Source organism: Pseudomonas sp. S12(2018) (assembly GCF_024355235.1).
In the GTDB taxonomy this organism is placed as follows: Bacteria; Pseudomonadota; Gammaproteobacteria; order Pseudomonadales; family Pseudomonadaceae; genus Aquipseudomonas; species Aquipseudomonas palmensis.
Map to the genome: position 1 here is coordinate 243,740 of NZ_QLAD01000001.1, position 13,966 is coordinate 257,705.

12 protein-coding genes are annotated in these 13,966 nt (G+C 64.3%); 5 read left to right on the plus strand and 7 right to left on the minus strand.

Going from position 1 to position 13,966, the window contains the following annotated elements; genetic code table 11:
* The first annotated feature begins 36 nt into the window (after positions 1–36).
* Positions 37–3,513: a hybrid sensor histidine kinase/response regulator gene (locus DN388_RS01200; protein WP_043860010.1), complete on the plus strand. Its 3,477-nt coding sequence runs from the start codon at positions 37–39 to the stop codon at positions 3,511–3,513.
* Here the strand turns inward: DN388_RS01200 and rmuC are convergent.
* Positions 3,485–4,870 carry a DNA recombination protein RmuC gene (gene rmuC, locus DN388_RS01205; protein ID WP_162484864.1) on the minus strand — a complete coding sequence of 462 codons (1,386 nt, stop codon included), beginning with the start codon at positions 4,868–4,870 and terminating at the stop codon, positions 3,485–3,487. The two genes, DN388_RS01200 and rmuC, sit on opposite strands and share 29 nt — an antisense overlap.
* 175 nt (positions 4,871–5,045) lie before the next feature.
* Positions 5,046–5,471 carry a tetratricopeptide repeat protein gene (locus DN388_RS01210; RefSeq protein WP_078479791.1) on the minus strand — a complete coding sequence of 142 codons (426 nt, stop codon included), beginning with the start codon at positions 5,469–5,471 and terminating at the stop codon, positions 5,046–5,048.
* Positions 5,472–6,428: 957 nt separating this feature from the next.
* Between DN388_RS01210 and DN388_RS01215 the strand changes: the two genes are divergently transcribed.
* The 3 genes from DN388_RS01215 to DN388_RS01225 all read left to right on the plus strand — a co-directional run bounded on the left by DN388_RS01215 (position 6,429) and on the right by DN388_RS01225 (position 8,890).
* Positions 6,429–6,653 carry a hypothetical protein gene (locus DN388_RS01215; protein WP_043862639.1) on the plus strand — a complete coding sequence of 75 codons (225 nt, stop codon included), beginning with the start codon at positions 6,429–6,431 and terminating at the stop codon, positions 6,651–6,653.
* Positions 6,654–6,988: 335 nt separating this feature from the next.
* Entirely contained in the window at positions 6,989–7,471 is a 483-nt protein-coding gene (locus DN388_RS01220) for a hypothetical protein (protein ID WP_054914682.1), read from the plus strand.
* Between the two features lie 144 nt (positions 7,472–7,615).
* Positions 7,616–8,890, plus strand: a complete 1,275-nt coding sequence (locus DN388_RS01225; protein WP_043862525.1) for an OmpP1/FadL family transporter — start codon at positions 7,616–7,618, stop codon at positions 8,888–8,890.
* Positions 8,891–8,931: 41 nt separating this feature from the next.
* Here DN388_RS01225 and DN388_RS01230 read toward each other — a convergent pair whose 3' ends face one another.
* Entirely contained in the window at positions 8,932–9,867 is a 936-nt protein-coding gene (locus DN388_RS01230) for a LysR family transcriptional regulator (protein WP_054914683.1), read from the minus strand.
* Between the two features lie 113 nt (positions 9,868–9,980).
* Here DN388_RS01230 and DN388_RS01235 point away from each other — a divergent pair, with 113 nt between their 5' ends.
* Positions 9,981–10,247 (plus strand): DUF2798 domain-containing protein, encoded by a 267-nt coding sequence (locus tag DN388_RS01235; RefSeq protein ID WP_043862527.1) that lies wholly within the window; start codon positions 9,981–9,983, stop codon positions 10,245–10,247.
* 7 nt (positions 10,248–10,254) lie between these two features.
* Here DN388_RS01235 and DN388_RS01240 read toward each other — a convergent pair whose 3' ends face one another.
* From DN388_RS01240 to DN388_RS01255, 4 genes are all read right to left on the minus strand, one after another.
* Positions 10,255–10,806 (minus strand): glutathione peroxidase, encoded by a 552-nt coding sequence (locus tag DN388_RS01240; RefSeq protein ID WP_043862528.1) that lies wholly within the window; start codon positions 10,804–10,806, stop codon positions 10,255–10,257.
* Between the two features lie 151 nt (positions 10,807–10,957).
* Positions 10,958–12,166 (minus strand): MFS transporter, encoded by a 1,209-nt coding sequence (locus DN388_RS01245; protein ID WP_043862529.1) that lies wholly within the window; start codon positions 12,164–12,166, stop codon positions 10,958–10,960.
* 63 nt (positions 12,167–12,229) lie between these two features.
* Positions 12,230–12,634, minus strand: a complete 405-nt coding sequence (locus DN388_RS01250) for a MarR family winged helix-turn-helix transcriptional regulator (RefSeq protein ID WP_043862530.1) — start codon at positions 12,632–12,634, stop codon at positions 12,230–12,232.
* A 40-nt stretch (positions 12,635–12,674) separates the two neighbouring features.
* The gene (locus tag DN388_RS01255; RefSeq protein WP_254996470.1) at positions 12,675–13,868 is read right to left on the minus strand and encodes a glycoside hydrolase family 5 protein; all 1,194 of its coding nucleotides are present in this window, start codon (positions 13,866–13,868) and stop codon (positions 12,675–12,677) included.
* Positions 13,869–13,966: the final 98 nt, after the last annotated feature.

A 13,966-nucleotide genomic window follows, 5' to 3' on the forward strand; every position in this document is an offset into this window, starting at 1 on the left:
TGGTTGGCCGTTACCGTTTTTTCGTTCGGAGTTTTCATGTCGCTGTCCAGCGGGCTGATCGCCCTGGTCGCCCTGGCCTATATGGCCATCATGTTCGCCATCGCCTTCTACGGCGACCGGCGCAGCACCCCGCTGCCGCCACGCCTGCGCGCGTGGGTGTACAGCCTGTCGCTGGCGGTGTACTGCACCAGCTGGACCTTCTTCGGCGCGGTCGGCCAGGCCGCCGAACAACTCTGGGCCTTTCTGCCCATCTACCTGGGGCCGGTACTGCTGATGCTGTTTGCACCCTGGGTGCTGCAGAAGATGGTGCTGATCAGCAAGCAGGAGAACATCACCTCCATCGCCGACTTCATTGCCGCGCGCTATGGCAAGTCCCAGACCCTGGCGGTGGTGGTGGCGCTGATCTGCCTGGTGGGCGTGCTGCCGTACATCGCCTTGCAGCTCAAGGGCATCGTGCTGGGGGTCAACCTGCTGATCGGTGCCGGGGCCGATGCCACCGGCAGCCGCGTGCAGGACACCGCGCTGGTGGTGTCGCTGGTGCTGGCGCTGTTCAGCATCGTGTTCGGTACCCGCAGCCTGGATGTGACCGAGCACCACCGCGGCATGGTGCTGGCCATCGCCTTCGAATCGCTGGTCAAGCTGCTGGCGTTTCTCGCCGTGGGCGCGTTCATCACCTTCAGTCTGTATGACGGCTTCGACGACCTGTTCAGCCAGGCCCGCCTGGCGCCCGCCCTTGACGGCTACTGGCAGGAAACCATCAACTGGCCGTCGATGATCGTGCAGACCGGCGTGGCGATGATGGCGATCATCTGCCTGCCGCGCCAGTTCCATGTCACCGTGGTGGAGAACATCGAACCGCAGGACATGCGCCTGGCACGCTGGGTGTTTCCGGCCTACCTGATCCTCGCCGCGCTGTTCGTGGTGCCGATTGCCCTGGCCGGGCAGATGCTGCTGCCCAACTCGGTGCTGCCGGACTCGTTCGTGATCAGCCTGCCGCTGGCCGAAGCACACCCGGCGCTGGCCTTGCTGGCCTTCATCGGCGGCGCCTCGGCCGCCACCGGCATGGTCATCGTCGAGGCCGTGGCGCTGTCGACCATGGTCTCCAACGACATGCTGCTGCCCTGGCTGCTGCGGCGCAACAACGCCGAGCGCCCGTTCGAGGTGTTCCGCCACTGGATGCTCACGGTACGCCGGGTGACCATCGTGGTGATCCTGCTGCTGGCCTACGTCAGCTACCGCCTGCTGGGCTCCACCGCCAGCCTGGCCACCATCGGCCAGGTCGCCTTTGCCGCCGTCACCCAACTGGCCCCGGCCATGCTCGGTGCGCTGTACTGGAAGCAGGCCAACCGCCGCGGCGTGTTCGCCGGCCTGGCCACCGGCACCTTCCTGTGGTTCTACACCCTGGTACTGCCGATTGCCGCCCACAGCGTGGGCTGGTCGCTGGAGCTGTTCCCGGGCCTGGCCTGGCTGCACGGCAACCCGCTCAACCTGCCGATCACTCCGCTGACCCAGGGCGTGGTGCTGTCGCTGGCAGGCAACTTCACGGTGTTCGCCTGGGTTTCGATCCTGTCGCGCACGCGGGTATCGGAGCACTGGCAGGCCGGGCGCTTCATTGGCCAGGAAACCAGCGCGCGGCCCAGCAGCCGTTCGCTGCTGGCGGTACAGATCGACGACCTGCTGCACCTGGCCGCGCGCTTCGTCGGCGAAGAGCGTGCGCGCCAGAGCTTCATCCGCTTCGCCTATCGCCAGGGCAAGGGCTTCAACCCCAACCAGAACGCCGACGGCGAATGGATCGAGCACACCGAGCGCCTGCTGTCCGGCGTGCTCGGCACCTCCTCGACCCGCGCCGTGGTCAAGGCGGCCATCGAAGGCCGCGACATGCAGCTGGAGGACGTGGTACGCATCGCCGATGAAGCCTCCGAGGTGCTGCAGTTCAACCGCGCCCTGCTGCAAGGGGCCATCGAGAACATCAGCCAGGGCATCAGCGTGGTCGACCAGTCGCTGCGCCTGGTGGCCTGGAACCGTCGCTACCTGGAACTGTTCAACTACCCCGACGGGCTGATCAGTGTCGGCCGGCCGATTGCCGACATCATCCGCTACAACGCCGAACGCGGCCTGTGCGGCCCGGGCGAGGCCCAGGTGCATGTGGCGCGGCGCCTGCACTGGATGCGTCAGGGGCGCGCGCACACCTCCGAGCGGCTGTTCCCCAATGGCCGGGTGATCGAGCTGATCGGCAACCCCATGCCCGGCGGCGGGTTCGTGATGAGCTTTACCGACATCACCCCCTTCCGCGAGGCCGAGCAGGCCCTCAAGGACGCCAACGAAGGCCTGGAGCAGCGCGTGGCCGAGCGAACCCACGAGCTGTCGCAACTGAACCTGGCGCTGACCGAGGCCAAGAGCCATGCCGAAGCGGCCAACAAGTCCAAGACCCGCTTCCTGGCGGCCGTGAGCCACGACCTGATGCAGCCGCTGAACGCCGCACGGCTGTTCTCCGCCGCGTTGTCGCACCAGGAAGAGGGCCTGTCGGGCGACGCCCAGCAACTGGTGCAGCACATGGACAGCGCCCTGCGTTCGGCCGAAGAGCTGATCAGCGACCTGCTGGACATCTCGCGCCTGGAGAACGGCAAGATCAACCCGGACGCCAAGCCGTTCGCCCTCAGCGAACTGTTCGACGCCCTGGGTGCCGAGTTCAAGGTACTGGCCCAGCAGCAGGGCCTGGATTTTCGCGTGCGTGGCAGCAAGCTGCGGGTGCATAGCGACGTCAAGCTGCTGCGGCGTATCCTGCAGAACTTCCTCACCAACGCCTTCCGCTATGGCAAGAGCCCGATCCTGCTGGGCGTGCGCCGCGCCGGGGACCGCCTGTGGCTGGAAGTATGGGACCGCGGCCCGGGCATTGCCGACGACAAGCTGCAGGTGATCTTCGAGGAATTCAAGCGCCTGGACAGCCACCAGACCCGCGCCGAAAAAGGCCTGGGCCTGGGCCTGGCGATCGCCGACGGCCTGTGCAAGGTGCTCGGCCACCCGCTGGAGGTGCGCTCATCGCCCGGCAAGGGCAGCGTGTTCCGCGTCAGCGTACCGCTGGCCAGCGCCGCGAGCCCGGCCCAGGCCAAGCCAGCCGAACAGGCCGGCCAGCCGCTGGCGGGGTTGCAGGTGCTGTGCGTGGACAACGAAGACAGCATCCTGATCGGCATGAACAGCCTGCTCAGCCGCTGGGGTTGCCTGGTGTCGACGGCGCGCAACCGCGAGGAATGCGCCGCCCTGCTCGACAAGGGCCTGCGCCCGCATCTGGCGCTGGTGGACTACCACCTGGACAACGGCGAAATCGGTACCGAACTGATGGCCTGGCTACGCACGCGCCTGGGCGAGCCGGTGCCGGGGGTGGTGATCAGTGCCGACGGCCACGGCGAGACCGTGGCGCGGGTACATGCCGCCGGCCTCGACTACCTGAGCAAGCCGGTCAAGCCGGCGGCCCTGCGCGCCCTGCTCAATCGTCATCTGAGCCTGGTGCAGTAAGGCCTTCGGCAAGGTTGTCGGTGCCGCCCATGGCGCGTTCCAGCAGGTCGGCCGGCAGGCTCTTGCTGGCCCGCGCGCCGAGCAGCTTGAGCTGCTCGCTGCGACTGATCAGGTTGCCGCGCCCCTCGCAGAGCTTGTTGCGCGCTGCGGCATAGGCCTTGTCGACCTGCTGCAGGCGGTTGCCCAGCTCGTCCAGGTCCTGGATGAACAACACGAACTTGTCGTACAGCCAGCCGGCGCGCTCGGCGATCTCGCGGGCGTTCTGGCTCTGGCGCTCCTGTTTCCACAGGCTGTCGATGACCCGCAGGGTGGCGAGCAACGTGGTCGGGCTGACGATCACGATCTGGCGGTCGAAGGCCTCCTGGAACAGGTTGGGCTCGGCCTGCAGCGCCGCCGAAAACGCCGCCTCGATGGGCACGAACAACAGCACGAAATCCAGGCTGTGCAGGCCTTCAAGGCGATTGTAGTCCTTGCCCGAGAGGCCTTTGACATGGTTGCGCAGCGACAGCACATGCTGCTTGAGCGCAGCCTGGGCCACGTCGGTTTCACTGGCGTTTACATATTGCTGGTAGGCCGTGAGGCTGACCTTGGAGTCGACCACCACCTGCTTGTCGCCGGGCAGCATGATCAGCACGTCGGGCTGGAAACGCTCGCCATCGGCGCTCTTGAGGCTGACCTGGGTCTGGTATTCGCGGCCCTTTTCGAGCCCCGCATGTTCCAGCACCCGCTCCAGAATCAACTCGCCCCAGTTGCCCTGGGTCTTCTGGCCCTTGAGTGCCTGGGTCAGGTTGGTGGCCTCGTCGCTCAAGCGCTGGTTCAACTGTTGCAGGCGCTCGAGTTCCTTGCCCAGCGAAAAGCGCTCGCGGGCTTCCTGCTGGTAGCTTTCCTCGACGCGCTTCTCGAACGACTGGATACGCTCCTTGAGCGGGTCGAGCAGTTGCCCCAGGTGCTGCTGGCTGGTCTGGGCGAAACGCTGCTCGCGCTCGTCGAAAATCTTCGTCGCCATTTCGGCAAACTGTGCACGCAGCTCGTCGCGCGAGCCCTGCAGATCGTTCAGGCGCTGCTGGTGGCTGTCCTGCTGCTCGCGCAGTTCGGCGGCAAGGCCGGCGCAGCGCGCTTCGAGGCGGCGCAGCTCGGCTTCACGGGCGTTGCGTTCAAGGTTCCAGGCATGGGCGGCATCGCGTGCGTTGTCGCGCTCGATCTGCAGCAACTCCAGCTCGCGGCCCTGAGCGGCCAGGCTGGCCTGCTTGGCGGCATTGGCCTGGCCCAGGTCGCTGATTTCGTCACGGCTGGCGTCGAGTTGCGCGCTCAGGCCCTCCTGGGCCAACAGCGCACTGCTCAGGCGCTCCTCGGCCAGTGCGGCGGCGGCCTGCCTGTCAGCCAACTGACGTTGCAGACGCACCAGCACCACCACAGCGGGCAAAGCCGCCACCACCATTCCCAGCACGATGCTGGTCAGATCCATTGCAGCCATAGACAGCATGCTCACCCCCAGGGAAATCCTCCAGAGCTTAACAGCCCCGGGCGGTCGATCAGTGGCTCGTGAGTTGCCCGAGCAGCCGCACGGCTTCTTTGGAGCCCTGCGCGGCAGCTTGTTCCAGCCAGTAACGTGCCTGCTCCGGCTCGTTGACCTGGGGCTGGGTGCACAGACGGCCGTATTCGAGCTGTGCCCTGCGGTCACCGGCCCGGGCAGCCTGGCGCAGCAGCTCGTGGCCGATGCGCCGGTCACGGGCGTTGCCGCAATCGCGGCACAGCATCTGCCCCAGCCGGCTCTGCGCCACCACCACACCCTGGCGTGCCGGTTGCTTGAGCAGGCGCCCGGCGAAGTGCTTGACGTTGGGGTTGTCGCCCAGGCGCGGGCTGTCGAGCAGCCACAGGGCCACCTTCAACGAAAAACGTCGGGGCTCGGCAACGGGGGGTTGGGCAGTGGGGCTTGGGGTTTTGCTGCGAAACTTCATAAAAAACGGCGAAGGCAACTCGAGAGGCGCGCCACTCTACCGGATTTTCTCGTGCATGGCCCGAGGGAATTCGAGGCTTTTTTTCCGTCAGGCGATGTTTTTTTTTGACACGTCAGTAGACATTTCGCGCGAGCCGAAATGCGCCGCGAAAATTGTCAGACACTTCCTGCATTGCTGGCACCCGCGTCCTAGAGCAGACCCGCATGACAATCCACAGAAGCTGTGGATAACTCGGTGGACAACCCCCTCCTACACCCCGCAAACCCCGGTAGAATGGGGCCCGCGCTCAAACTGACGATTTTTTCACCAGCTAAAAAAAGTGTTTTTTTTCATTGACTTGTACTTTCGAACTGGTCATCGCCAGGGCCCTGCCGCGGTGTAGCGCCACATTGACAAGAGGTGTTACAGGTGTGGACAGGTGCCCCAAAGCGAGGCACGGCATTGCACAAAAATGCTCCGCACGCGCGGTGGTGCCTCCTGGGGCCCTCTTCACAGAACAGCCTGAAATCGAGATAATGGCCGGCTTGGCGCACGAAAAGCACAAAGGGTTGCCACAACCTGGAAACTGCTGTAGTGTTGCCGGCGTTAGTACCAAGCTGAAACTCAATTCTGGCCAAAGCAGTCCTTGCAGCGTCCTGATCCGACAACGGAACAGCACCTGTTGAAACCAGGACCGGCCCACTTGATGACTCCCAGGTAACCATTACCTACTCTTGGCGAGTCACCCTGCAGATTGAACAGGATCTTCACACAGCGGCGCAGAACCTTAGCCCTGACGTGTTGCCTGTCTTCCTAGTACCTACCAGTCAGCCCTGGCGCCACCTAATCAATGCGCTTACCTCTGGCTGCCCTGTTCCAGTCAGGTTCTTCGCTCTAGCCCTAAAGCTTTGCGTTACTGGAACGTTTTATATGAACACGGCTCTTATGCTGTGTCTTTTGCAGGAACATCTAATAACTATGAATACATCCATCCATACTCAGGCTGCCATTCGCACCCTTAGCCAGGCATTTGCCCCGTTGAACTGCATGATCCATGCGGCGCGCAAGGGCAGCTTCAGCTTTACCCTGGTCAATGAACACGGCATTGCTCGTCACAGCGAGCGTCTGTATCCGGAGCAGTACGAGAGTGCTGAGCCGCTGCAAGCGGTGATTGACCGGACTCGCCAGGCACTGGTTGCCTGATGGTCGTCTGAGACGCAAGAAGCCCTGCCGGTTGGCGGGGCTTTTTTATGCCTGAAATTCAGTGACCGCCGCGCTCGACCTGCCCTCTGCAAGGCCCGGATTCATTGGCCAAACCCCAACCACCGAAAGCGCTTTAACCCCCACGGCCTAATACCCAAGCGTCATATGGGTTATGCCAAGCCACCACAATCGATTTAAAAACAGTCCTTTACAGCATAGATATGACACTACACTTCAACTCAAGCGGCCTTGCCCGCTTCCGGCGGGCCTGACCCCGACCCACCTGCTGCCAAGCACCAGCGTCCCGCCGGCCATTTACGAAGTTCGAGGGCATTATGGCTATCGCCGCGAGCGAGTTGAGTGAATTCGTCATCCGCCCCACCCTGTTGTACCTGGGCCGCTACTGCCCCAGCGCCGAAGCCCTGCTGCTGGGCATCGCAGCCAGCCAGTCGGGCATGGGTTCGGCCCTGCACGACCGCCGTGGCCACGGCCTGTACCGCATCGGCGAACTGCGCCACCAATCGATCTGGGACCAGTTCCTGGCCCACGACCCCGAACTGGCCAGCCTGGTCCGCGGCCTCGCCAGCCAGCACGCGTTCCTCAGCGGCCCGCACCTGGAACTGACCGTCAACCTGCGCTACGCCACTGCCATCGCCTGGATGCTGGTCGAAGAAAAGGCGCTGCCGCTACCAGAATCCGACGACCTGCTAGGTCTCGCAAGAATCTGGCGTCAAACATTCCAGCCCCACGCCCGTTTACGCGACTTCACCCAGGCCTGGCAGGCATGCGTCGGCAAACCGGCACTCCAGGCCTGCTGAGAACCATTTTCAAACAACCGGATAAAATCAGCGAATCTGGTCGGATTGTCCTACAAAAACGCGGTATCTCCTGATTTAGAGCCTATAGCGCACGTCCAAAATTATTGATACTTTGCGCTCCGGTGATCCCATGGAGTTCTAATAATGAAAAAAGTAATACTCAAATCCTCACTCGGCCTCGCTGTCGCTTTCGCATCAACTCAACTCTTCGCCAGCGGTTTTGCCCTCAACGAGCAAAGCATCAGCGGCATGGGCACAGGTTTCGCGGGTCGTTCTTCTTCTGCCGATGACGCCAGCACCGTGTTTGGCAACCCTGCCGGCATGTCCCGCCTCAAACGCGAACAAGTGACCGTCGGCGGCGCGGCCATCATTGCCAAGTCCGACATCAAGGGCAGCGGCACCTTCGGCGGCAGCAACGACGGCGACATGGTCCCCGTGGTTGGCGTACCGATGGGCTACTACGTCAAGCCGATCGATGACCACTGGGCATTCGGCTTCGGGGTCTACGTGCCTTTCGGCCTGATCACCGACTACGAGCACGGCTTTGCCGGCCGCTACTTCGGCAGCAAGAGCGAAGTTCAGGTCGTGACCCTGCAACCGACCATCAGCTACGCCTTCAACGACAAGGTCTCGATCGGTTTCGGCCCGACCATCAACCGTATCGACGGCACCCTGGAGTCCGCCGCGCTGAACCGCGCCACCCCAGGCAGCAACGACGGCAAGGTCAAGATCACCGGTGACGACACCGCCGTCGGCTACAACATCGGCGTGATGGTGCAGGCCACCGACAGAACCCGCGTCGGCCTGACCTACCACTCGATGGTCGACTACAAGCTCAAGGGCGACACCAAGATCAGCGGCCCGGGCTTCGGCCCGTTCAGCGGCAGCAAGTTCGACGCCTCGCTGAAGATCAAGACCCCCGAGTCGGTCGACTTCTCGGTCACCCACGAACTGGATGACAACTGGACCCTGTACGCGGGCAGCACCTGGACCCGCTGGAGCCGCCTGGAGTCCATCGTGGTCAACAACGAGGGCACCGGGCCACTGGCACCGGCACTGGGCCAGATCGCCGAAGAACAGAACTGGCACGACACCTGGGCCCACGCCATCGGCGCTGCCTACAAGCTGAACAAGGAATGGACCCTGCGCGCCGGCTTCTCCGTCGACCAGTCGCCAGCCAACAACCAGAACCGTTCGCCACGCATCCCAACCGGCGACCGCAAGGTGTTCAGCCTGGGCGCCGGCTGGAACCCGAGCGACGACATGACCATCGACGTGGCCTACTCGTACCTGATGGAAGAAGACGTCAAGATTCACCAGAGCACCGCCATCACCGACCCTTCGTTCAAGGGCTCGTACAACGCCAAGTACGAAAACAGTGCACACGGCCTGGGTGCTTCGCTGACCTACCGCTTCTGATCGCTGTTGCATGAAAAAACCGCCTTCCAAAGGCGGTTTTTTTATGCCCGCGCGCGCACGCGCCAGGCCTGCGCCAGGCAGTCCTCCACATACGCCATGAAGGCTCGCACCTTGGGCGTCAGCGCCGAGCGGTCGGCCACGCACAGGTAGATGTCCATTGGCGAGGTCTGTGCATAGGCCTGGTGGGGTTGGGCATATTCGAACAGCGGCACCAGTTGCCCGTTCTCCAGGTAAGGCCGCGCCACGAACTCGGCCAGGCGCACGATCCCCCCCCCCATCACCGCCATCTGCGCCAGCACGTCGATGTCATCGCTGATCGACACATCCCCGAACTCGGCATCGAAACGCAGGCCGTCACGCACAAAGCCCCACCGCAGAAAGCGGCCGTCCACCGGGTAACGGAACACCAGGCAGCGATGCCCCTTCAAGGCTTCCGGGGTGCCGGGCCGGCCGGCACGCTCCAGGTAGGCAGGCGCTGCGCAACAGATGAACGGGATCTGGGCAACGTGCCGCGCCAGCAGGCCGTCTTCCAGCTGGGGGGTGATGCGCACACTCACGTCAATCGACTCGCGCGCGTGGTCCACACGCCGGTCGCTCGTAAGCAATTCAATTGAAAGCTGCGGATAGCGCAGGTTGAATGCCGGCATCAGTGGCGCCAGCACATAGCGCGCGAAGGCCGAAGAAGAGGAGATGCACAACCGGCCCTGGGGTTCGCCGTCATCGGCCGTGACGGCCAGCTGCGCCAGCTCCAGATCACGCTCCACATGCCTGACCTTGTCGTAATAGGCGCGACCATTGGGCGTCAACGCCATGCTGCGGGTGGTGCGGGCCAGCAGGCGCACTTGCAGATGGGCTTCCAGGCGCGCGATGTTCTGGCTCACTGCGGCGGCGCTCAAGCCCAGGGTGCGGGCCCCACCGGCGATGCTGCCAGCCTCGACCACCTTGATGAAACTGCGTATCGAGCCCAACAGGTTCACGGCCAAACTCCAGGATTCGTAAGGTTCTCTTTATAAAGACCTAAGCTGGCGTCGTCTACCTCGTACCCTGGCAGCCTGCTAGTCTGGCGCCTCCCCTACCCTCAGGAGCCTGCATGACCAGCCAGACCCGCCCTCGCCCACGCCTGAAACTCGGCGTACGCGCCACCCCCTACGTATTCGCGTTCTACATGTCATCGATCATGGCGCTGCTGATGTGCTTCGTGATCACCGCCGCCAACAGCGGGGTCGGCGAGCATTACCTGGCCAATGTGCTCAAGGCCTACCAGCTGGCCATGCCGGTGGCCTTCGCCTGCGTGCTGGTGGTACGGCCAATCGTGCTCAAGCTGGTGGCCTGGACCGTCCACCCGGGCAAGGCCTGAGCCCGCCTCAGGGCTGCGAGGCGATGGCCTTCTCGATGGCAGCCCTGAACGCTGGATCGTCCGGCTTGGTCAGGCTGGAGAAGCTGGCCACCACCTTGCCCTGACGATCGACCACATACTTGTAGAAATTCCACCTGGGCGCATTGCTCTGCCTGGCCAGCTCGCGAAACAGCGGCGTGGCGTCGTCGCCGCGCACCTTCTGTGGCTCGGTCATGGTGAAGGTCACGCCGTAGTTGGCATAGCACACCTTGGCGGTCTTCTCGCTGTCGGCGTCTTCCTGCTTGAAGTCGTTGGACGGCACCCCGAGCATTTCCAGGCCCTGCCCGTGATAAGCCTTGTAGGTGCTCTCGAGCCCTTCGAATTGCGGCGCGAAGCCGCAATAGCTGGCGGTGTTGATCACCACCAGCGGCTTGCCGGCGAAGCGCTCGCACAGGTTCACCTGTTCCTTGGCGCGCAGCTTGGGCAACTCGCCCTGCAGCAAGGCCGGGCAGTCGGCGGCCAGCACGGCCCCCGAACCAGCCAGTATCAATAGCGGTACCAACAGCCAGCGTGCGTACATGGTGCGTCTCCCTTGCCTGAGTGCAGGGGTTCAGCTTACGCCTAGCACACGCCCATGCCCAACTGCATCAGCGCCAGACCGCCCTGGTGCCAGCCCCACCACACCAGCGCCAGCACCAGGCCAGCCAGCACCAACGCTACCAGGCGCGCGGTCATGCCGCCTCCGGCCGCGCCTGCAGCCGCGCCACCGGGCGCTCGCGCACCGGCCAGTTGAGCGCGGCAGCCAGCAGGCTGAGCAGGATCGAGATCTGCCACACCAGGTCATAGTTGCCGGTACGGTCGTACACCACACCGCCCAGCCAGCCGCCCAGGAATGCGCCCAACTGATGGAACAGAAAGACGATGCCGCCCAACATGGACAGGTTGCGCACCCCGAACAGGGTGGCGACGGTGCCGTTGGTCAGCGGCACCGTCGACAGCCACAGCAGGCCCATGGCGATACCGAACAGGTAGGCGCTGAACTGGGTCACCGGCGCCCACAGGAACAGCACGATCACCACCGCCCGCAGCAGGTACAGGGTGGTCAACAGACGCGGCTTGGACATGCGCCCGCCCAGCCAGCCGGCGGTGTAGGTGCCGACGATATTGAACAGCCCGACCAGTGCCAGCACCGTGGTGCCGATGGTGGCCGGCAGGTGCTGGTCGACCAGGTAGGCCGGCAGGTGCACGCCGATGAACACCACCTGGAAACCGCACACGAAAAAGCCCAGCGCCAGCAACCAGAAGCCCGAGTGCGAACAGGCTTCGCGCAGCGCCTGCATCAGGGTCTGTTCGTGCCCCTGGCTGGGCAGCGGGTTATCGCGCAGCATGCCCACCAGCGGCACGATGAAGGCCACCAGCAGGCCCAGCACCAGCAATGCCGCCGACCAGCCCAGCCAGCCGATCAGGCCCAGGGTGCCCGGCAGCATGGCGAACTGGCCGAAGGAGCCTGCGGCGCTGGCGATGCCCATGGCCATGCTGCGCTTGTCTGCCGGCACGGCACGTCCTACCACACCCAGGATCACCGAGAACGAGGTGCCCGACAGGCCGATGCCGATCAGCAGCCCGGCACTGAGCGACAGTGACCACGCCGAGTCCGCCATGCCCATCATCACCAGCCCCACGGCGTAGAGAATGCCGCCGATGATCACCACCTTGGCCGCGCCCAGGCGATCGGCCAGGGCACCGGCAAACGGCTGGGCCAGGCCCCAGATCAGGTTCTGCAAGGCGATGGCGAAGGCGAACACTTCGCGCCCCCAGCCGAATTCGGCGCTCATCGGCGCCAGGAACAGGCCGAAGCCATGCCGCACCCCCAGCGACAATGCCAGGATCAGCGCCGCCCCCAACAGCACCCAACCGCTCGTGCGCCATACCGATGTCATTCTTGTTCTCCCAGACCGCCGCAAGGTTACACGGGTATATACCCGCTTATTGGTGTAATACGCTCAAGCCAACTGTTCCAACAGGCGCACCAGTTCATCGCGCTGCCCTTCGCCCAGGTTGCTCACCAGGGCATCCTGGGCCTGCTCCCAGGCAGGCGTGGCGGCCACCAGGCGCGCCAGGCCTTTCTCCGTCAGCAGTACGATGCGGTTGCGCAAGTCGACACCTTCGGCCAACGCCACCAGGCCGTCGGCTTCCAACACCCGCACGTTGCGACCCAGCGTGCTGCGATCCAGGCCCATGGACTCGGCCAGCACCGAGATGCTGGGCTGATCGAGACGCTGCAGATGCCGCAGCAGGGAAAACTGGGCGACATTGATGCCGAAGCCCACAAGGGCTTCGTCATAGTGCCGGCTGACCCCACGGGCGGCCCGGCGCAGATGAGTACAGATGCAATGGCTCTTCAACATAGATGCGTGTATATACCCGGAGTTTCCAGGATGCAAGCGTTCAGTGGGGTACGCCATTGAGGGCAAGGCGTTTTCGAATCGGTTCCAACAGGCTGGAGGGCGTGCGCTTGAGCGGGTCCGGCAGGCCCTTTTCGATCGCCTGCCAATAAGCCCACGGCACTTTGGCGCTGCCCAGCTCGTAGTCCATCCCGTCCCAACTGTCTTCGCGAAAACTGTAGAAGGCCCAGTGCACCTGCTGGCGATCTAGGGTGCCCAGTACATCCTCCAGATAGGCGGTACAGCCCGCCCAGCGGCGCATGCAGCCGAACTCGCCGGCCACCAGGCGATTGGCCGGCACCGCGTGCCTGCCGGCCCAGTCCAGCGGGCGCTGCAGATACTGCTGCACCCGGGCCTTGTTCCATTGCGCAACGCTGCCGCCAAAGGGCGCGGGCCCAGGGTAGGCATAGGGCGTGGCGCGCTCCAGGTTGGGCGCGCTGGTGGCCGCGTAGGGTTCGTACATGTGAAAGCTGTAGAGCAGGCGCTGGTCGTCGAGCGCGCCAGGCCAGTACTCGAAGGCATCGGCCGCGGCGTACCAGCCGGCATCGAGCATGATCGGGGTAAGTGGATCGACTTCGCGTATCGACGCCACCAACTGGCGATACAGCGCCGGCAGGTCGCGGGTGCTGCCCTGCTGCTGTCGGTACCAGGCGCGCATCTGCTCGGCGCTGGCGTGCTCGGCCAGGCCGCCGAGTTTCTCGGGCGCCGGTTCGTTGATCAGGTTGTAGGCCGCCACGGCAGGATGGTCCTTGAGCGCCCGCGCCAGGTCACGCCAGAAGTCGGCGGCCTGGGCCCAGTAGGCCTTGTCCTGCCAGAGCCGGTCATCGAACTGGCCGGCGTTGTTCTGTGCCCAGCGCATGCCGGGCAGTGAGAGGGGCGTGATAACGACCTTGAGGCCTGCGGCGTGCGCGCGGTCCAGGGTGGCCTTGAGCGTGGCAAGGTCGGCGGCCGGCAGCCCTTGGTAGGTATCGGCATTACCGAGCAGAAAATCACGCTGCGCCGCTTGCCACTTGTCATAGGACAACCGCACCCAGCTCGCCCCGTAGCCGTGCAGCGCCTCGAAATAGGCCTGGTCGGGCGGCAGGCGGTTGAAGCTGTTGCCGCCATGGCGCGGCGTGTTCCAGAAGTCGATCAGGTCGGCGGCGTGGGCCGGCAGGGACGAACAGGCGATAAGGCAGGCCAGCAGTTGGTTGCGCATCGGGGCACCCCGCAAAGACAGAGGGACGTAAGGCTAGCGCTTGCGAAGGCTGACCACGTGCTGCATTCAGTTGCAAAACACTACGGATTCATGACCGC

Coding starts and splice junctions, on each gene's coding strand:
- DN388_RS01200 (WP_043860010.1), top strand. CDS start 37: ATGTCGCTGTCCAGCGGGCTGATCGCCCTGGTCGCCCTGGCCTATATG.
- DN388_RS01245 (WP_043862529.1), bottom strand. CDS start 12,166: ATGACATCGGTATGGCGCACGAGCGGTTGGGTGCTGTTGGGGGCGGCG.
- DN388_RS01210 (WP_078479791.1), bottom strand. CDS start 5,471: ATGAAGTTTCGCAGCAAAACCCCAAGCCCCACTGCCCAACCCCCCGTT.
- DN388_RS01250 (WP_043862530.1), bottom strand. CDS start 12,634: ATGTTGAAGAGCCATTGCATCTGTACTCATCTGCGCCGGGCCGCCCGT.
- DN388_RS01240 (WP_043862528.1), bottom strand. CDS start 10,806: ATGTACGCACGCTGGCTGTTGGTACCGCTATTGATACTGGCTGGTTCG.
- DN388_RS01225 (WP_043862525.1), top strand. CDS start 7,616: ATGAAAAAAGTAATACTCAAATCCTCACTCGGCCTCGCTGTCGCTTTC.
- DN388_RS01215 (WP_043862639.1), top strand. CDS start 6,429: ATGAATACATCCATCCATACTCAGGCTGCCATTCGCACCCTTAGCCAG.
- DN388_RS01220 (WP_054914682.1), top strand. CDS start 6,989: ATGGCTATCGCCGCGAGCGAGTTGAGTGAATTCGTCATCCGCCCCACC.
- DN388_RS01235 (WP_043862527.1), top strand. CDS start 9,981: ATGACCAGCCAGACCCGCCCTCGCCCACGCCTGAAACTCGGCGTACGC.
- DN388_RS01255 (WP_254996470.1), bottom strand. CDS start 13,868: ATGCGCAACCAACTGCTGGCCTGCCTTATCGCCTGTTCGTCCCTGCCG.